Origin of the sequence: Microbacterium laevaniformans (assembly GCF_016907555.1) — a bacterium.
GTDB lineage: Bacteria > Actinomycetota > Actinomycetes > Actinomycetales > Microbacteriaceae > Microbacterium > Microbacterium laevaniformans.
Map to the genome: position 1 here is coordinate 351,409 of NZ_JAFBCE010000001.1, position 17,922 is coordinate 369,330.

21 protein-coding genes are annotated in these 17,922 nt (G+C 69.7%); 15 read left to right on the forward strand and 6 right to left on the reverse strand.

The features are described from left to right. Window positions 1-34 precede the first annotated feature (34 nt). A complete protein-coding gene (locus tag JOE53_RS01570; RefSeq protein ID WP_204948153.1) occupies window positions 35-1,015 on the forward strand; it encodes a GDP-L-fucose synthase family protein in 981 nt (326 codons plus the stop codon). Window positions 1,016-1,019: 4 nt separating this feature from the next. Further along, complete coding sequence (locus tag JOE53_RS01575) at window positions 1,020-1,301, forward strand: Dabb family protein (RefSeq protein WP_204946549.1); 282 nt, start codon at window positions 1,020-1,022, stop codon at window positions 1,299-1,301. A gap of 318 nt (window positions 1,302-1,619) precedes the next feature. On the opposite strand, the gene JOE53_RS01580 is transcribed toward JOE53_RS01575, so the two are convergent. Then, on the reverse strand, window positions 1,620-2,114 hold the full coding sequence (locus JOE53_RS01580) for a DUF4916 domain-containing protein (protein WP_204946550.1): 495 nt from the start codon (window positions 2,112-2,114) through the stop codon (window positions 1,620-1,622). Between the two features lie 110 nt (window positions 2,115-2,224). Here JOE53_RS01580 and JOE53_RS01585 point away from each other — a divergent pair, with 110 nt between their 5' ends. The 4 genes from JOE53_RS01585 to JOE53_RS01605 all read left to right on the forward strand — a co-directional run bounded on the left by JOE53_RS01585 (window position 2,225) and on the right by JOE53_RS01605 (window position 6,202). After that, complete coding sequence (locus JOE53_RS01585; RefSeq protein WP_204946551.1) at window positions 2,225-3,535, forward strand: UDP-glucose dehydrogenase family protein; 1,311 nt, start codon at window positions 2,225-2,227, stop codon at window positions 3,533-3,535. A gap of 3 nt (window positions 3,536-3,538) precedes the next feature. Next, window positions 3,539-3,928 carry a hypothetical protein gene (locus tag JOE53_RS01590; RefSeq protein ID WP_204946552.1) on the forward strand — a complete coding sequence of 130 codons (390 nt, stop codon included), beginning with the start codon at window positions 3,539-3,541 and terminating at the stop codon, window positions 3,926-3,928. A 76-nt stretch (window positions 3,929-4,004) separates the two neighbouring features. Further along, entirely contained in the window at window positions 4,005-4,805 is an 801-nt protein-coding gene (locus JOE53_RS14630) for a G5 domain-containing protein (protein ID WP_233449452.1), read from the forward strand. 86 nt (window positions 4,806-4,891) lie between these two features. Next, window positions 4,892-6,202: an HNH endonuclease signature motif containing protein gene (locus JOE53_RS01605; RefSeq protein ID WP_204946553.1), complete on the forward strand. Its 1,311-nt coding sequence runs from the start codon at window positions 4,892-4,894 to the stop codon at window positions 6,200-6,202. A gap of 89 nt (window positions 6,203-6,291) precedes the next feature. Here JOE53_RS01605 and JOE53_RS01610 read toward each other — a convergent pair whose 3' ends face one another. Beyond that, a complete protein-coding gene (locus JOE53_RS01610) occupies window positions 6,292-6,696 on the reverse strand; it encodes a DUF4406 domain-containing protein (RefSeq protein ID WP_233449453.1) in 405 nt (134 codons plus the stop codon). Between the two features lie 46 nt (window positions 6,697-6,742). Here JOE53_RS01610 and JOE53_RS01615 point away from each other — a divergent pair, with 46 nt between their 5' ends. Beyond that, on the forward strand, window positions 6,743-7,498 hold the full coding sequence (locus JOE53_RS01615; protein WP_204946554.1) for a DeoR/GlpR family DNA-binding transcription regulator: 756 nt from the start codon (window positions 6,743-6,745) through the stop codon (window positions 7,496-7,498). 1 nt (window position 7,499) lies between these two features. On the opposite strand, the gene JOE53_RS01620 is transcribed toward JOE53_RS01615, so the two are convergent. Beyond that, window positions 7,500-8,237 carry a sensor histidine kinase gene (locus JOE53_RS01620; RefSeq protein ID WP_233449454.1) on the reverse strand — a complete coding sequence of 246 codons (738 nt, stop codon included), beginning with the start codon at window positions 8,235-8,237 and terminating at the stop codon, window positions 7,500-7,502. On the opposite strand from JOE53_RS01620, the gene JOE53_RS01625 reads away from it, so the two are divergent. Then, window positions 8,227-8,550 (forward strand): sensor histidine kinase, encoded by a 324-nt coding sequence (locus tag JOE53_RS01625; protein WP_233449455.1) that lies wholly within the window; start codon window positions 8,227-8,229, stop codon window positions 8,548-8,550. The genes JOE53_RS01620 and JOE53_RS01625 overlap by 11 nt on opposite strands. Here JOE53_RS01625 and JOE53_RS01630 read toward each other — a convergent pair. Then, a complete protein-coding gene (locus JOE53_RS01630) occupies window positions 8,459-9,325 on the reverse strand; it encodes a CPBP family intramembrane glutamic endopeptidase (protein ID WP_204946555.1) in 867 nt (288 codons plus the stop codon). The two genes, JOE53_RS01625 and JOE53_RS01630, sit on opposite strands and share 92 nt — an antisense overlap. A 324-nt stretch (window positions 9,326-9,649) precedes the next feature. Between JOE53_RS01630 and JOE53_RS01635 the strand changes: the two genes are divergently transcribed. Both JOE53_RS01635 and JOE53_RS15060 read left to right on the forward strand, forming a co-directional pair. Continuing rightward, the gene (locus JOE53_RS01635; RefSeq protein WP_112932452.1) at window positions 9,650-9,907 is read left to right on the forward strand and encodes a hypothetical protein; all 258 of its coding nucleotides are present in this window, start codon (window positions 9,650-9,652) and stop codon (window positions 9,905-9,907) included. After that, on the forward strand, window positions 9,904-10,599 hold the full coding sequence (locus JOE53_RS15060) for a response regulator transcription factor (protein ID WP_204946556.1): 696 nt from the start codon (window positions 9,904-9,906) through the stop codon (window positions 10,597-10,599). The genes JOE53_RS01635 and JOE53_RS15060 overlap by 4 nt, the downstream gene beginning before the upstream one ends. Window positions 10,600-10,750: 151 nt before the next feature. Here the strand turns inward: JOE53_RS15060 and JOE53_RS01645 are convergent, their stop codons facing one another. After that, window positions 10,751-11,230, reverse strand: coding sequence for a VanZ family protein (locus tag JOE53_RS01645; RefSeq protein WP_233449456.1), 480 nt, complete (start codon window positions 11,228-11,230; stop codon window positions 10,751-10,753). A 134-nt stretch (window positions 11,231-11,364) separates the two neighbouring features. Between JOE53_RS01645 and JOE53_RS01650 the strand changes: the two genes are divergently transcribed. From JOE53_RS01650 to glmM, 5 genes are all read left to right on the forward strand, one after another. Further along, complete coding sequence (locus JOE53_RS01650; RefSeq protein ID WP_204946557.1) at window positions 11,365-13,062, forward strand: sensor histidine kinase; 1,698 nt, start codon at window positions 11,365-11,367, stop codon at window positions 13,060-13,062. Window positions 13,063-13,189: 127 nt separating this feature from the next. Continuing rightward, window positions 13,190-14,128, forward strand: coding sequence for a UTP--glucose-1-phosphate uridylyltransferase (locus JOE53_RS01655; protein ID WP_204946558.1), 939 nt, complete (start codon window positions 13,190-13,192; stop codon window positions 14,126-14,128). 393 nt (window positions 14,129-14,521) lie between these two features. Next, window positions 14,522-14,968: a 50S ribosomal protein L13 gene (gene rplM, locus JOE53_RS01660; RefSeq protein WP_005050409.1), complete on the forward strand. Its 447-nt coding sequence runs from the start codon at window positions 14,522-14,524 to the stop codon at window positions 14,966-14,968. Between the two features lie 27 nt (window positions 14,969-14,995). Then, on the forward strand, window positions 14,996-15,493 hold the full coding sequence (gene rpsI, locus JOE53_RS01665; RefSeq protein ID WP_061682875.1) for a 30S ribosomal protein S9: 498 nt from the start codon (window positions 14,996-14,998) through the stop codon (window positions 15,491-15,493). 6 nt (window positions 15,494-15,499) lie between these two features. Next, window positions 15,500-16,843 (forward strand): phosphoglucosamine mutase, encoded by a 1,344-nt coding sequence (gene glmM / locus JOE53_RS01670; RefSeq protein ID WP_204946559.1) that lies wholly within the window; start codon window positions 15,500-15,502, stop codon window positions 16,841-16,843. Window positions 16,844-16,964: 121 nt separating this feature from the next. Here glmM and JOE53_RS01675 read toward each other — a convergent pair whose 3' ends face one another. Continuing rightward, complete coding sequence (locus JOE53_RS01675; protein ID WP_204946560.1) at window positions 16,965-17,906, reverse strand: Ppx/GppA phosphatase family protein; 942 nt, start codon at window positions 17,904-17,906, stop codon at window positions 16,965-16,967. Window positions 17,907-17,922 lie beyond the last annotated feature (16 nt).

Below are 17,922 nucleotides of genomic sequence, written 5' to 3' on the forward strand. Positions count from 1 at the left end.
GCTCGCTCAACGACCGGGGGAGTGGTCTGACGTGGTGACGGCCGTTGACGGCGTCGAGTACACGCCGGGTGAGCTCGACCGTGACGCGACGTTCTACGTCGCCGGTCACCGCGGGCTCGTCGGGTCGGCGATCGTGCGCAGGCTCGAGTCGGCCGGTTTCGAGAACATCGTCGGCAAGACGTCGGCCGAGCTCGATCTCAAGGACCGTGACGCAGTGTTCGCCTACATGGGCGAAGCCAAGCCGAAGTACGTTGTGCTCGCGGCGGCGAAGGTCGGCGGCATCCTCGCCAACTCCACGTACCCAGTCGACTTCCTGAGCGACAACATGCGCATCCAGGTGAACGTCTTGGACGCTGCACTTGCTAACGACGTCGAGCGCGTTCTGTTCCTCGGGTCATCCTGCATCTACCCGAAGTTCGCGGAGCAGCCGATCCGCGAGGACTCCCTGCTCACGGGTCACCTCGAGCCGACGAATGACGCGTACGCGATCGCGAAGATCGCCGGCATCCTCCAGACGCAGGCCGTGCGCCGCCAGTACGGTCTGCCCTGGATCAGCGCGATGCCGACGAACCTCTACGGCCCCAACGACAACTTCTCGCCGAAGGGTTCGCACGTGCTGCCCGCGCTCATCCGGCGTTATGACGATGCGGCGAAGTCGGGTGCGCCGTCGGTGACCAACTGGGGAACCGGAACGCCGCGCCGCGAGTTCCTGCACGCCGACGACATGGCCGACGCCTGCCTGCACCTGCTGGAGCATTACGACGGCCCTGACCAGGTGAACGTCGGCACCGGCTCAGACGTCACCATCCGCGAGATCGCTGAGACTATCGCGGGTGTGACGGGGTTCACCGGACAGACCGACTGGGATACCTCGAAGCCCGACGGCACGCCGCAGAAGCTGCTCGACGTTTCCAAGCTCGCCGAGGCCGGGTGGACGGCGAAGATCACTCTCGAAGAGGGCATGGAGCGCACCGTCGCGTGGTATCGCGACCACGTCGACAGCATTCGCGAGTAGCCCTGTGTTCCGTCACATCGTGCTGTTTCGTGTGCACGACGATGTCGACCACGACCGGGTGGAAGAGGCGATCGACCGCTTGCGTTCGCTCGCCGCACTGCCCGGCGTGGTCGACTGGCGCGTGGAGCTCTCGCTCGACGCCCGAAAAGGGCGAGTGATCGTAGAAGATGGCACCTTCGTGGATCAGGGCAGCTTCGAGCAGTTTCGACTTGATCCGCGCCACGTCGTCGCAGCCGAGGCGATGTCGCACATCGCCGACTGGTGGAACGGCGACTACGCTGCTTGACGGTACACGGGAGCAACGTCGACCGTGCGCGCCCGCGCTTCTGCATGCGATGGCGGCGCCCAACGGGGAACCTCGCGATCGCGGAACTCGTGCTCTATCGAGCAGTAGGCGTCTCGCCCGCTCCAGACGGCCTTCGCGGGCGACACAGATGAACCGCACTCGGCGCAGTTCACGCTCTCGATTCCCCAGATCAGCGCGTTGATGCGCTTCTTGACACGCTCGAGCATCATCCCCCCAGAGTGCTCACACAACCATTCCCCCCGGAATGGTGGGACGACGACGTCCAAGCGATGAAACTACGCCCAATCCCGGTAAAGATCAATTGGGAAGCGGCGCGAGCTTCAGGAGCGCGAACAACTCCCGGCATCCGGGCCAGAGGTTTGCGGGCAGTTCGCTGGGCGCGAAGTACGCAAAGTCGAGACCCTCGTTGCGTGGTCGCGGCGAGCCTTCCGCCGCGACCACGAAGGAGAGCCCGATCGCGTGCTTGCGGGGGTCATCACCCGACACCGTTCCGTCGGTCGGCGTCAGGTCGGGCGGGAACCACTCGTAGACATAGTCTGGCTGCGGATTCAGCGGAAGAGTCGGCTCGATGCCGATCGTCTCGCGGCTGTGTCTGCGGATGGCGCCGGCGATCGTCTCCCCGCGCTGAATGCGACCTCCGAGGTGGCACCACACCCGGCCATGAGGTGAGTCGCGGAGGATCAGGCCGAGCTCTCGATGTCCGTTGGGTTCACGCACCAGGACGAAATCGACGCAGGCGATCGGCATCGACTCCTCGATGAGGCGATAGGTGTCGGCGGGTAGGAACGTCACGTGACCTCTTTTACATCCGCCGGTTTACAAGCCGGATACGCGTCTCTGGTAGGAACAGTCTTGCGTGTTCACACTCCACTCGCGCACCGTCCCCCCAACTTGGAGCTCCTATGAAGCTGTCCGTCATCGGTTGTGGTTACCTCGGCGCTGTGCATGCTGCGGCCATGGCGTCGATCGGTCATGAGGTCGTCGGCATCGACGTTGACCAGCGGAAGATCGACGCGCTCTCCGAGGGACAGGCGCCGTTCTTCGAGCCGGGACTGCAGGAGATCCTGACGGCGGGGATTGCAGCGGGCAACCTGCGCTTCACCACCGATATGGCCGAGGCTGCGGGCGCGAAGGTCCACTTCGTCGGAGTGGGAACTCCCCAGCAGAAAGACAGCTACGCCGCCGACCTCACCTATGTGAACGCGGCGTTCGATGCTCTGCTGCCCTACCTCGCTTCCGGTGACATCGTCGCCGGAAAGTCGACCGTCCCTGTCGGCACCGCGGCGAGCCTGGCTCCGCGGGTGTCGGAGACCGGCGCCACGCTCGTGTGGAACCCCGAGTTCCTCCGCGAGGGTTACGCGGTGCAAGACACCGTCGACCCCGACCGCCTCGTCGCCGGCGTGCCGGCGGGCGAAGAGGGTGAGATCGCAGCATCCGTGCTGCGTGAGGTCTACCACCCCTCGGTGGCGAAGGGCACGCCGTTCATCGTCACCGACTACGCCACCGCCGAGCTGGTCAAGGTCTCGGCGAACGCGTTCCTGGCGACCAAGATCAGCTTCATCAACGCGATGGCCGAGATCGCCGAGGTCACCGGCGCCGACGTCACCCAGCTCGCCGACGCCATCGGCCACGACGCCCGCATCGGTCGTCGCTTCCTCGGTGCCGGCATCGGCTTCGGTGGCGGCTGCCTGCCCAAGGACATCCGTGCGTTCTCCGCTCGTGCGGAAGAGCTTGGGCGGGGCGAATCCGTCGCGTTCCTTCGTCAGGTCGACGAGATCAACCTGCGCCGCCGCGAGCGCGCCGTGCAGCTCGTCGTCGACGGGCTCGGGGGATCGGTGTTCGAGAAGAAGGTGACGGTGCTCGGCGCGGCCTTCAAACCGCACTCCGACGACATCCGCGACTCTCCCGCCCTCGACGTCGCCGTGCGCCTGCACGGACTCGGCGCGAACGTCACGGTCACCGATCCGGCGGCGATCGAGAACGCCCGCCGCATCCACCCGCAGCTCACCTATGTCGAAGACCGCGACGAGGCCATCCGCGACGCCGACGCTCTCGTGCTCGTCACCGAATGGGACGAGTACCGTCGCCAGTTGCCGCCGGAGCACGCGTCGTCGCTCACCGACGGCCGCGTCGTCGTGGACGGGCGCAACGGGCTCGACGCGGCCGCGTGGCGCGCCGCGGGGTGGGCGTACTACGGGATGGGGCGGCCGTAACGCGTGACGTTCATCGCAACGATCGTGCTGGCGTTGGCCTCGGTTTTCCTGGTCTTCGCAGACGGGCCGATCTCGCGTCGACGCGACCTTGATGACATCCCGCCGCTCTCGCGCGTGCTCAGCGGGTTGTCGGCTGCGGCATCCGTCGTCGCTGTCGTCGCCGCCGCGATCAGCATCGCGCGCGCCTTCGATCCCGCTGCGCAGCCGGGTGACGACCTCGCGATCGCGGTGACCATCGTCGCGTTCGTCGCATTCGTCTGCGGCTTCGCGCCGGCCCTCGCCGCGGTGCGTCCCCGCAATCCTCAGACCTGGGGCACCTGGATGACCACCATCGCCTTTCTCGCGTCCGGTGCCGTGCTGACCATCGGCGCCGCGAGCGATCTCGCTGCCTGAGGTTTTTTCACGGTACCGCTCCCATTGCCGTGATTACGCGGGTAGGAGTACGTTCTGATCGAGCTGGGGAGAGTCGATGGCGAACGTGCAACCGGGGTGGTACCCCGACCCGAATAAAGCAGACACGGTGCGGTGGTGGGACGGCACGGCGTGGACTGCGCACGTCGCCGAGAAGACCGGGGCCGCGGCATCCGCAGACACCGCGGTGACCGCGGCCAAGCGTCCGGGACGGGAACTCTCTCGCCGCACGAGCATCATCGTCGGCGCGGCGGCGGTGCTCGGCATCGCGCTCGTCGGGGGAGCGGTCAGTGCGGCCACGCTCGCCGCACGCTCGGCGGCCGAACAGAACGGTGCGGTCGCGTTCGTCGCGGCGACCGGCACGGCAGCGGCATCCACCCCCACCGCCACCCGCATGCCCACGCCGACGCACACGCCGGTCGTCACCACCCGCGACGAGGCCGTCACCGAAGCCGTGCCGTTCGAGCGCACGTCGGTGGACGACTCCACGATGGCGCAGGGGCAGAGCGCGGTCACGACCGCGGGACAGAACGGTGAACGCACGCGCACCTACCGCGTCACCCTCACCGACGGAAAGGAGACGAAGCGTGAACTCGTCTCCGACACCGTCACCGTGCCGCCCGTCACCGGGGTGACGTCCGTCGGCACGTATGTCGAGCCGGCCGCTCCTCCGCCCGCCGCCGCGCCCGGAGGCTGCGACCCGAACTATGCCGACGCCTGCGTGTCCATCGCCAGCGACGTCGACTGCGCGGGCGGAAAGGGCAACGGCCCCGCCTACTTCGACGGCGTCGCCCGCGTCGTCGGCCGCGACATCTACAAGCTCGACGGCGATGGAGACGGCTGGGCCTGCAACGGCTGACGCGTAACGGCGGGGGAGAAGGCGCGTGCGTTGCACGGGGTCTCTTCATTCGAACAAATGTCCGAGGGTATCGCTACCCTTGAGGCATGGAAGAGACCACGCCGATGAGCGAAGACAGCGACCAGCTGTCCGCGCTCGCGGCTCTGGTCGCCGAGACCGAGACGGTGCTGGCAGAGGTCTCGGCGGCCCAGGTGGCTGAGGTGCGGCTGCTCGCGCGGGCCGGGCAACTCGCCGAGCGTCAAGCGGCCACCCAGCGGGGCTCGGTGCGCGTGCACGACATGGCCCTGCGCTCGATCGCCGCCGAGCTCGGCGGTGTCATGCGGGTGACCGATCGCACGGTGCAGCAGCGCATCGGAGAAGCACGCGAACTCGTCGAGAGCTACCCTGCCACCCTCGACGCGTGGGAGGCCGGGCGCCTCACCCGCGCCCACGTGCGCGTGATCCTGGATGCCGGGGCGTGCGTGCCTGCCGATCGCAAGGCCCCGTTCGAGGCGGAGGCGATTCGGCTGTGCGCCGGCGACACCCCCAACCGGGTGCGTTCCGCAGTCGAGATCCTCGCCGAACGTTGCGCCGAGCGCTCATTCACCGAACGGCACGCGGAGGCGAGCCGCGGCCGACGGGTGCGTGTGGTGCCGGGCGCCGAGGGCATGTCCGACCTCATCGCGACGGTTCCGACCGTCATCGCGGAAGGGGTCATGGACCGCCTCACGCAGCAGGCGACGGTCATCATCGATGCGCGCACTCCTGACGACGACGATCCGCGCACCACAGATCAGGTGCGTGCCGACGTGCTCAGCGACCTGCTGCTGACGGGCGCGCCGGCGCTCGATCCGACCGCCTGCGGCGACGGGCCGGGAACGCTCGGTGCGATCCGCGCCCAGGTGCAGGTCATCGTGCCCGCCCTCACGCTCCTCGGCGCCGACGAGGGGCCCGTAGACCTGGTCGGGCGCGCACCCATCGACGCCGCCACCGCGCGGTGCCTCGCTGCCGAGACCCACTCGCTCGCGCGCGTGCTCACCGATCCCGTCGACGGCACCGTCATCGCGGTCGACCGGTACCGCACCGCCGTACCGCAGCGGCGATTCCTGCGCGCCCGCGACCAGCACTGCCGCTTTCCCGGATGCCGCCGCGCGGCCATCCGCTGCGAGATCGACCACACCATCGACCATGCCCGAGGTGGACCTACCGCGCTGTGGAACCTCGCCCACCTGTGCCAGCGGCACCATTCGATGAAGCAGTTCACCGCGTGGAGGGTGCGACAACATCCCGGCGGCGTTCTGGAATGGACATCTCCGACCGGCCGCCTCTACCGCGAAGACGCACCCGTGCCGCCGGTCGCGTTCGTCATGAGTCCCGCGCCACCGCCGGTACCCACCGACACCGCACCGCCGTTCTGATCCGCACGCTGGCTGTCCGGCATGCCGTGCACCGGCGCGCGGTCGTCAGAACCGCGGCGCGGTGGCGTCACGACCGCTGCGCGGTGGCGTCACGACAGCGGTGCGGCGCCCTCCGACAGGGTCGACGCCGTCACGCCCGGAACGTCCTCGAGGGCGCAGTACACCGGCAGGCCGCGCGCCTCGGCGATCGCGACGTCCTGATCCGCACCGCGCGACGCTCCCGGCAGGCGCAGCACCGCATCGCAGCGCTGCAGCAGGCGCTCCGCCGTCGGGTACATCACCTCCGCGGCCAGCGGGTCGGTCGGGCCCGTCGCCCCCGCGCTGTCGAGCACCGGCAGCGCCACCCATTCGCCGATCATCGGCAGATGACCGGCTCGAAACAGCGGCCACGCCGCCGTCTCGAGCCGTTTCAGATTCTTCGCCACCAGCGCGGGGTCACCATCGGTGCCGGACGCGTAGGGGCAGGCGATCAAGATCATCAACGACGTACTCATGTCGGCTACACTAAGACACAACGTGCAAAAACAAGAAAGAACGTGAATGCTCGCCGCTGCCCGCAAAGACCTCCTGCTCGACCGCCTGCGCCGCGATGGGCGCATCGTCGCGAAAGAGATCGCCGCCGAGCTCGGCCTCTCCGAAGACAGCATCCGCCGCGATCTGCGCGACCTCGATGCCGCCGGCCTCGCCGTGCGCGTCTACGGCGGCGCCCTGCCCGCCTCGCCCGCCGTCGTCGACTACGCCTCCCGCACCGCCGTCGCCCCCGACAGCAAGCGTCGCGTCGCCGCCGTCGCGGCATCCCTCATCGAACCCGGCGCCACCGTCATCCTCGACGGCGGCACGACCAGCCTCGCCCTCGTCGACGCGCTCCCGCGCACCCAGCCCGGCACGGTCATCACCCACAGCCCCACCATCGCCGCCGCCCTCCTCGACCACGTCGTCGACGTCTTCCTCATCGGCGGTCAGCTGTTCAAGCACTCCGCCGTGGCCTGCGGAGCCGCCGCCGTCGAAGCGGCCGGCCGCATCAGCGCCGACCTCTTCTTCGTGGGCGTCACCGGCATCCATCCCACTGCTGGGCTCACCACCGGCGATGCCGAGGAAGCTGCCATGAAACGCGCGCTCGCCGCCCGCGCCGCCGACACCTATGTCCTCGGCAGCGACGAGAAGATCGGCACCGCCTCTCGGTACGAGGTGCTCGCTCTTGACGCCGTCACCGCGATCATCGCCGACGCCGCCGAGGCCGACCCGACCGCACGCGCACTCGCCGCCCGTGGCGTGACCCTGCTGCACGCACGCTGACTCAGACGGCGATCATCACCAGACTCGCGGTCGTGCCGACCGGGTGGTCGGGCCGCACCGGCAGCGTTGCCTGATTCGCCCGCACGGCATGGCGCGGCGCGAACGCCGGATCTCGCGTCGCCGTGCGGTGATCGGCAGCGCCCGTGAGGTGCGCCAGCTGTCGCCGTCGCTCCTCGTCCGTCGTGTGCCGCCCGTCGTCGGCCACCGACACCGTCGTGCGGTGATGATCGCGATGTGCTCGCACCACGATCCGGCCCGCCGTACGGCAGTGGCCGATCGCATACGACAACAGGTCGGCGAGCACCTGACGCAGCTGCGTCTGCTCGAACCGCACGCTGCCGCAGCCCTCATCGATCACCGGCAGCGTCACCCCTCGGGCCCCTGCAACGCCGAGGAACACGGCGCATACGTCAGAGAGGGCCGCCGACACCTCGGTAGCGGGTATCGACCGCGCGACGTCCTCACGAGCCGTGCGGAACAGATCGTCCACCACGTCGACCAGCTGCTCCGTCGCCCGACTCAGCCGCCCGCCGATCTCACCGGCCGGGGAGTGCGATTCGAGCAGCTCGGCATAGCCGGCCACCGTCGTCAGGTGACCGCGCAGGCGGTGGGCCGCATCGCGCAGGAAGTCGTCACGGATCCGCGACGCCTCGAACACCGTCGTCATATCGCGCGCCACGATCACCGCGCCCCGCCGGGCGCCGCGCTGATCTCGGAACGGGCGGGCGGTGATCGACATCGCGCGCTGCTCGGCCCCTTCGGCCGACCACGTCGTCTTCTCGGCGCGCGAGAGCGGCGGCATCCTGCTCGTCGTGGTCGGCAACACCGGCTCCGCGCCGCCGGCGACACCGGCGCTGTCGGGGCTGGCGCGCCTTCGGCGACGAGCGCAGGTGCTCGGCGGACAGCTCGTGCTCGCAACGCTCCACGGCGGGCGCTCGCGCACCGGCGCCCGCCTGAAGCTCACGCTGCCGCTGAGCGAGGAGAGTGCCGGGGATGCCGCGGCATCCGCCTCCGCCACAGCAGCGCCGCACACACCGCCCCCTGCACCATGACGACCGCGCTGATCGTCGACGCGATCACTCCCGCAGACTGATGCGCTGCGGTCAGCAGATCGAAGCCGGCGTGCCACAGCACCACGGGAACGATGCTCCACCGTGCGCCGGCCGTCATCCACGACAGGACGAACGATCCGAGCACCAGAGCCAGCATCCAGCCGACGATGCCGGCGCCCATGGCCTGATACGTCGGATTGAAGAAGAACGCCGGAGCGTGCCACACGATCCAGACCGCGGCGACCAGCACCGACGCCCAGAACACCGTGACGCGCTCCGCGAGCACGGGGAGCAGCCATCCGCGCCACCCGGCCTCCTCGCCGAGGCCGAACGTCGCCGCCCACACCAGTGCGACCAGCGGCCAGGGTAGGCCCGGCAGTTTGCCGGTGGTGCCGAAGGCGGCCGGGTCGGGCCAGCCGCCTTCGGCGAAAGCGGCGGTGAAGAAGCCGACAAGGTAGTACAGCGCCGGCATCCCCAGGGCGGCGAACCACCAGAAACCGCGGAACCGCAGCCGCAGGATGCGTCGTGCCCACCTCACCACGGCCGCCGGCCCCGCCGCGAACCAGGTCGCCGCTACGGCTCCGACCGCCGGTCCCGCCGACGCGACGAAGAAGGTGGCCGGCACGGTGTCGAGCGTGCCCGACGGCGCGGTGCGCGCGTCGATGAGAAGCGGCAGCCACAGCCCCCAGGTGACGGCGAAGGTGACGCCCAGGAACACCGCCACGGTGCCTCGCCGCGCGGGCGCCGCGATCCCCGACGCAGGGTACGCGCTCATGCGTCGAGTCAACTCCGCCCCTCGCTGCGCAGCCAGCGGGGGAGGCCGTGACAATCTGCCGACGCGGGAACGCTCCCACCGCGACGGGCCGACCCTTGGTCGTCTGTCGGTTTACGTGCTTTCGCGTAAAACTCTCGTGAAATCGCGGATATCGGACGATGCGCTCTTTCGCGCTGCGACACAATGATGCTGCGTCCGGTCTTGGGGCCGGCGCGACCGACCCGTTTCTGGGAACGGAGCACTTTCTGCAGCGCTGCGCCTCCCTCGCCGGATGCGCCGGGCCTGCGGTCGGCGGGTCGCATCTTGGGGAAATGAGGAGTGACGATGAGTCGAGCCGGCGACGCTCGCATTGTGGAGATCTACGTCAACGCGCACTGGCAGCCCGCGCCCTCGCGCCGTTACCTCGACCCGCCCACGGCCCGCCAGCTGCGCGCCGAGGGCATCACGATGGTGCGCGTCGCCCCCAGCCTCTGGAGTCGCATCACCGGCCGCGCCGCCGGTCTCGCCGGCCGTGACATCTCCGTCGCCCGGTACCTCGCGACCACCACGCACCGCGGCGGCGACGCCACCAGCCGGGCGTGACCGACCGGCCGCGCTCGGTGCGCGTCCTCGTCGTGGAAGGGCAACCCCTCCTTCGAGATCTGCTCGCACGCCTCATCGATCAGCAGTCGGGCATGCGTGCCGTCGCGCTCTGCGACTCTGCCCGCGCCGCCATCGAGGCGACCGAACGTGCGATCGATGTGGCCCTCATCGGCCCGCACGTTCCCGACGGCGGCGGGGTTCCGCTCGGCGAAGCTCTGCGTGCCCGATCGAGCCGCCTCGGGATCGTCGTGCTCGCGGCGCCCGAAACGCGGGATCTCCTGCGCCGCGTGCCGGCGCAAGACGCGGCCGGCTGGGCCGTGCTCTCCAAGAACCTCTCGCTGACATCCCCCGCTCTCATCTACGCCCTCAGGTCGGTCGCCGCCGGGCGTCGCGTACTCGACCCCGCCATCCGGGCGGAGAGCGTCGAATGGCGCGAGAGCCCCCTCTGCCGCCTCAGCGCCCGTCAGCGCGAGGTGCTCGCCCTCGTCGCCGAGGGGCTCAGCAACACGGCGATCGCCGGGCGGCTCGCCCTCTCGCCGCGCTCGGTCGAAGCGCACCTGCGGGCGGCCTACGCCGTGCTCGGCGTCGGGTCCGACTCCGCGCGCAACGCCCGAGTGGATGCCGTGCGCGCGTATCTCGCGCACGGGGGATCGGAGTTCGCGAACGCGGTGGGTGAGATTCCTCTCATATAGCCCCACGAGTCGCCTCCGGTGGTCGATGATGGGCGTGCCCCATCCCCATGCGGTGACGAACCCCAGATGTCACCACGGGAAGGCGGTCGCCCTGCCCCTGCCGGGGGGCTGGCGCGGGGCGACCGCATCCCTCCGTCCGACGGTCGAGCACTTACGTCGTCGGACGGTCCGTCCGCGCCCCGGCGAGCGTCTCCGCGAAGACCGCGAGCACGATGCCCAGGCAGGCCCCGGCCGTGTTCGCGATGATGTCGAGCACGCTCGGCGTCCGCGCGGACAGCGCGATGGCCTGGCCGGTCTCGATCGTGACGGTCGTAAGGAACGCGATCGGCATCACCAGCCACCGATCGCGCGCGAGAATCAGCGTCAGAAGGAAACCCAGCGGCACGAACAGCAGGATGTTCGCGCCGAACTCGATCCGCGCGTAGGTCAGCAGCGGGAAGAGCCGCGTCACCGCCCGCAGCAGTGGCCCGGCCCCGGAGTCGACGGGAACGGGCCAGAACGCGATCAGCGCGAGCGCGATCACGTACGCTGACAGCCATGCCCGGGCACTTCGCCCCCACCGCGCCAGTCGCGTCTGCCAGGTCGGCGCGAGACGCCGACCGAAGGGGGCAGAACCGGCGTCTTTCGTCATCGGGCTTCCCTTCTACCGGGTCGCCCCGTCGCGACGAGAATACCGGCGGATTATAAGGAATTCCCTCTCCCCTCCATGTAGACGAATGGCTACACTGACTACTACTTGGGGGTAGGAATGGTGGGGTTGAGCTGATGGCCCGGCGTGAGCCGCGCGCGATCAACATGGTGTCAGCGTATTGGGACACCGCCGGAAGTGGTCGCTTCTTCACGCGCTGGAGCGCTGTCGTGTCGCTGCCCGTTTCGGCGCTCCTGCTCGTCGCCATCGTCGAGGGCACCCGTGACGGCTATGTGCAAGGCATTGCCGCGGCTGTGCTCAGCTGGGCCGTCCTCGCCCTTCCCGTTCTCGCCGTGGCTGCCGCCGAACGCCGAATGCGCGATCACCGCTCTCGTGCGCTCCTGGTCACCGTCACGCTGCTGCTCGTCGCGACCGCGCGTCCGATCCTCAACGAGACGTTCATCCACCTCCTCTACAACGGCCGCTCCGGCGGCGTGTGGGCGGCGCGCATCGGCACCAACGTCATCGTGGCTTTCGGTCTGTTCACCCTCGTCGCGATCACCACCACCCAGTATCAACAGACGCGTGCGACCGCCGACCGTCTTGCCCACGCTCTGGGCCGCTTGGATGCCGCGACCAAGCAGGTCGTCACCGGCGACCGTGACGCACGTCTGGTCATCCGGAGCCTCGTCGCGGAGCTTCGGGCCGAGCGCAACGCCATGCTGGCGCGGGTGATCGACTTCGACGCCGTGCGCGACTTCTCCGAACGCGTGCGCGCCGCGAGCCACCGCCTGGAGGAGATGGCCGCCGCCAGTGCGCCGGTTCCCGCGCTGTCGGTGCCGCGGTCTCGCGCCACTCGGCACCGTCACGGGCTCGAGCGGCTCCAGCCGACGCCGCTGCTGTGGGTCGGGGCGCTCTACCTGCTCATGGCTGCGCCGTATCTGCTGACGGTGGGAGACGTCTCCGATGTCGTCATCGCCGGCGTCGCCGTCTTCCTGCTCGATCTGGCTGCCGGCGCCGTGCTGCGCGCGGTGCCGATCCACACCCGACGTAGCCGAGGCGTCATCTTCCTCCTCGTGTGGACGTTGGCGGGAATGACGTCCGCGGTCGTGGGGCGTCTCCTGCTCCCGGCGACCGGGGCGCTGATGATCATCCCCGTGTTCGCCATGACGCTCACGGCCATCGTCCTCTCCCTCGCGATCGACACGTATCGGTGGGCACGCACCGACGAGGCCGATGCCACCCGAGAGCTCGCCCGCGCCGCGGGCGAGTTCGCCGACCGCGTGCGGCGAGCGCAGGCTCCGTTGCTGCATGCGGCATCCACTCTCCACGGGCGCGTGCAGGGGCTCTGCGTGATCTTCGCCGCTCGCGTCGACGAGAATCCGCCGACGGCCGACGACATCGCGCAGTTCCGTGTCGACACCGACCGGGCGCTCGACGAGGTGCTCGTGCCCGTGCCGACGTCGGAGATCGAGACGGTGGGCGCCTTGCGGCGGATGCTGGCGGGGTGGGAGCCGATCATGGTGCTGGAGACCCGCATCGACGACGCCGCGGCGTCGGCCGTGGACGGTGCCGAGGCCGCCCCCATCGTCTCGGAGGTCGTCAACGAGGCCCTCGTCAACGCGGTCAAGCACTCCGGTGCGCGCGCGGCACGGATCGACATCTCCACGGATGCCGGGGGAGACCTTCACGTGCGCGTCGCATCGGCCGGTGAGCTGCCTCGCGCGGTCATGCCCATGCGGCCCTTCGCGGGACGAACGCTCCTCTATCAGGACGGGCGCGAGGTCGTGCTCGAATCGACCGTGCCGACGACCCGGATCGCCGCCCCGGCCTGAGTCGGCACGTCATCTGGCCGTCGCCCGGCCGACACAGAGCGATCTTCTGCGGGCGCTATGCTCGCCGTACGCGCGCGTCGCTGCGCGCCTCGGAGCAGACCCCCCTTCACGCCCCGCAGGAGATCGCATGTCCCTTCGCTACAAGGCCGTCATCCCCGCTGCGGGCCTCGGCACGAGGTTCCTTCCCGCCACCAAGGCGATGCCCAAAGAGATGCTGCCCGTCGTCGACAAGCCGGCCATCCAGTACGTCGTCGAAGAGGCGGTGGCCGCCGGCATCCGCGACGTGCTCATCATCGTCGGCCGCAACAAGAACAACATCGCCAACCATTTCGACTCGGTCCCCGAGCTCGAGACGGCGCTGACGACGAAGGGCGACACCGCAAAGCTCGGCAAGGTCGCCCACTCGTCGCAGCTCGCCGACATCCACATCACCCGTCAGGGCGAACCGCGCGGGCTCGGGCACGCCGTGTCGCGAGCGGCCTCGTACGTCGGCGACTCCTCGTTCGTCGTCATGCTCGGCGACGACCTCATCGATGAGCGCGACCCGCTCCTTCCGACCATGCTCGCGGTCCACGAGCGCACCGGCGGTGCCGTCGTCGCGCTCATGGAGGTCGATCCCGAACAGGTCCATCTCTACGGTGTCGCCACCGTCGGAGCTCGCGGCGATGACGGATCGGTCCGCATCCTCGACCTCGTCGAGAAGCCCGCCCGCGAGGTTGCCCCCTCCAACCTCGCTGTCATCGGCCGCTACGTGCTGGGTCCGGAGGTGTTCGGAGTGCTCGCGCACACCGAGCCCGGCAAGGGCGGCGAGATCCAGCTCACCGATGCGCTTCGCGAGCTCGCGGCCGATGCGGACGGGCCCGGCGTCTACGGCGTCGTCTTCAGCGGGCGCCGTTATGACACCGGTGACCGTGTCGACTACATCAAGGCGATCCTGCAGCTCGCGTGCGACCGCGACGACCTCGGTCCCGAGCTGCGCCCGTGGCTCAAGCAGTTCGCCGCGGGCTTGGATTCCGTGCCCGCTTCTCCGGCTCAACCTGCGGTGCAGACGGCATCCGACCGATAGTCTGGTGACAGACAACACAGGAACAGTGAGCCTCGCCCGCAGAGCCTGTCCCCCCCAACCCCCGGTAGTGTCCCCACACGACCGGTTGGCGGTCGCCGACCCCCCGCGTGCGGCCGCCGCGACCGAGGAGCCGGAGTATCCCTTCGACTCCTCGGTCGCCCTTTTTTCACGGCACGTTCCGGACCGTCCCGTCCGCGTCCTCTCGGCCGGTTTGGCTGTGATGAGCTCGTAGCGTAGACTTTCCCTTTGGTGCTCGTGCTGCCTGCGGCCGACGCCACGAACGTGAGCCCTCCACTGGCGTGTTCACCTGCCCGTATCTCGTATGCGCGCAGCGAACCACCCCGGAGCGGGATTCACGAACCTCTCCGTTCGAATCAAGAAAGCAGCACTACTGTGACGCGCACCTACACCCCCAAGGCCGGTGAAGTGACCCGCGAGTGGGTCGTCATCGACGCGACCGACGTCGTTCTCGGACGCCTCGCCTCGCACGCCGCCGCCATCCTCCGCGGCAAGCACAAGCCCACCTTCGCGAACCACATGGACACCGGTGACTTCGTCATCGTCGTCAACGCCGAGAAGGTCGCCCTCACGGGTCAGAAGCTCCAGAAGAAGATGGCCTACCGCCACTCGGGCTACCCGGGCGGGCTCACGGCCACCTCCTACGCCGAGCTCCTCGAGAAGAACCCGGTCCGCGCCGTCGAGAAGGCGATCCGCGGCATGCTCCCCAAGAACAGCCTGGGTCGCCAGCAGCTGTCGAAGCTGAAGGTCTACGTGGGCGCCGAGCACCCGCACGCGGCCCAGCAGCCCACCCCGTACACCTTCGGCCAGGTCGCTCAGTAAGCGCGCCGAGAGATATAAGGACAACTCATGGCGAAGATCGCTGACTCCATCGAAGAGAACACCCTCGGCAACGCGGAGAGCTACACCACCGAGAGCGCTCCGGTCGAGGCCGCTGCCGCGCCCCGCCCGGTGCTGTCGGTTCCCGGTGCCGCCGTCGGCCGCCGCAAGCAGGCCATCGCGCGCGTCCGCCTCATCCCCGGCTCCGGCACCATCACGGTGAACGGCCGCACGCTCGAGGACTACTTCCCCAACAAGCTGCACCAGCAGCTCATCAACGACCCGTTCACGGTGCTCGACCTCGCGGGTGGCTACGACGTCATCGCCCGCATCTCCGGCGGCGGCCCCTCGGGTCAGGCCGGTGCGCTGCGTCTGGGCATCGCCCGCGCGCTGAACGAGATCGACGCCGAGAACAACCGCCCGACCCTCAAGAAGGCCGGCTTCCTCTCGCGCGACGCCCGCGTCAAGGAGCGCAAGAAGGCCGGTCTCAAGAAGGCCCGCAAGGCTCCGCAGTACTCGAAGCGCTAAAGCTTCATGGCGCTGTTCGGGACGGACGGTGTGCGGGGCCTGGCCAACGGCCCCCTCACCGCCGACCTCGCGCTCACCCTGGCCCAGGCGACCGCCGTCGTCCTGGGCCAGGGCCGTATCGCCGAGGCACGAAAGGCCGCGGGCAAGCGGCTCACCGCCGTGATCGCGCGCGATCCTCGCGTGTCCGGTCAGTTCCTGTCGGCGGCCGTCGAAGCGGGGCTCGCCTCGTCGGGCGTCGACGTCCTCGACGCGGGAACGCTGCCCACGCCGGCGGCTGCCTACCTCATCGGTGACATCGACGCCGACTTCGGCGTCATGATCTCGGCATCCCACAATCCTGCCCCCGACAACGGCATCAAGATCTTCGCCCGCGGCGGCGTCAAGCTCCCCGACGAGGTCGAGCGACGCATCGAAGAGGCGATGGCGGGGGAGAAGCTGCGTCCCACCGGCGGCGACGTCGGGCGCGTGGTGCGCTTCTCGGATGCCGAGGACCGCTACGCGATCCACCTGCTCGCGTCCCTGCCGCACCGCCTGGACGGGCTGCACGTCGTGCTGGACTGCGCGCACGGCGCGGCATCCGGTGTCTCTCCCGAGACGTTCCGCAACGCCGGGGCGAAGGTGACGGTCATCGGCGCCGACCCCGACGGCGTCAACATCAACGACGGCTACGGATCGACGCACCTCGAGAAGCTGTCTGCGGAGGTCGTGCGCACCGGCGCTGACGTCGGCATCGCGCACGACGGCGACGCCGACCGGTGCCTGGCGGTGGATGCCGAGGGGCGCGTGATCGACGGCGACCAGATCATGGCGATTCTCGCCGTCGCGATGAAGCGCGACGGGCGGCTCAAGAACGACACGCTGGTGGCGACCGTCATGAGCAACCTCGGCCTGCACCGCGCGATGGCCGCCCAGGGCATCACCGTCGAGCAGACCGCGGTCGGTGACCGCTACGTGCTGGAGCGGATGAACGAGGGCGGCTTCTCCCTCGGCGGCGAGCAGAGCGGCCACGTCATCATGAGCCGCTACGCGACGACCGGCGACGGTGTGCTCACCGGGCTGCACCTGTGCGCCGAGATGGCGCGGACGGGGCGTTCGCTGGCCGATCTGGCGTCGGTCATGACCGTCTTCCCTCAGGTGCTGATCAACGTGCGCGGGGTCGAGCGTTCCCGCGCGACCGACGCCGACGTCCTCGCCGGCGTGCAGGTCGCCGAAGCGGCGCTCGGCGACAGCGGGCGGGTGCTGCTGCGCCCCTCGGGAACCGAGCCGATGGTGCGGGTCATGGTCGAGGCCGCCTCGCACGACGATGCGCAGCGTATCGCCGACGAACTCGCCGACATCGTCCGGGGCTGAGGCGGCGATCGGCGCAGATTACGCGCCGGCAAAAGGGGTGCGCGGCCCGTTCGTCAGCGTTCCCCCCGACGCCCCCCCCCCGACGGAGGGGCTGCTCCCCTCGATCGGCCACCGACGGCGCTCAGGCCGGTTCCTGCCAGCTCAGCGACTCGATGTACCGCAGCAGCACGCCTTCGCGCAGCGCCCAGGGGCTCACCTCGAGTTCGTCGACGTCGAGCGCCGTCATGGCCGTGTGCAGCACGACGGCGGCCGCGACGATCTGGAAGGTGCGGTCGGCGGTGATGCCGGGCAGCTCCTGACGGGCGGATGCCGGGATGCGCGCCAGCCGCGGAATCCACGAGCTCAGCGCTCCCCGCGGCAGCAGCATCCGCTCGCTCCCGCTCCAGCCCGGCACGGGGTAGCCGGCGAGCTTCGCCAGCGACCGGATCGCCTTCGACGAGCCCACGACGTGGTTCGGCCGAGGCTGACCGGCCATGCGCGCGGCGACGGGCGCGAGCACACCGCGCGCGTGCTCGCGCAGCACCTCCACGGCCTCCTCGCCGGGCGGGTCATGGGGGAGGAACTCCACCGTCGTCCTTCCCGCGCCGAGAGGGACCGATGCGGCCACGTCGGGCAGTTCGTCCGCGCCGGCGGCGATCTCCAGCGATCCGCCGCCGATGTCGAACAGCAGGATCTGCCCCGCCGACCAGCCGAACCAGCGGCGCACCGCGAGAAACGTGAACCGCGCCTCCGACTCGCCGCCCAGCACCTGCAGTTCCTGGCCGAGGGCCGCCTCGATCCGCGCGATCACGTCGGCGCCGTTCGCGGCCTCGCGCACCGCGCTGGTCGCGGTCGCCAGCAGCTCGACGACGTTCTCCGCCTGGGCGACGGCGCGGGCCTGCGCGACGGCATCCACCAGCGCCTCCACACCCGCCTCGCTGATCGCACCGTCGGGCTCGAGATAGCGCATGAGACGCAGCACCGTGCGCTGGCTCGTGGTCGCCTGGGGACGCCCGCCGGGGTGGACATCGGCGACGAGCAGGTGGACGGTGTTCGAGCCGATATCGAGGACTCCGAGACGCATGGGTTCAGCGTATCCA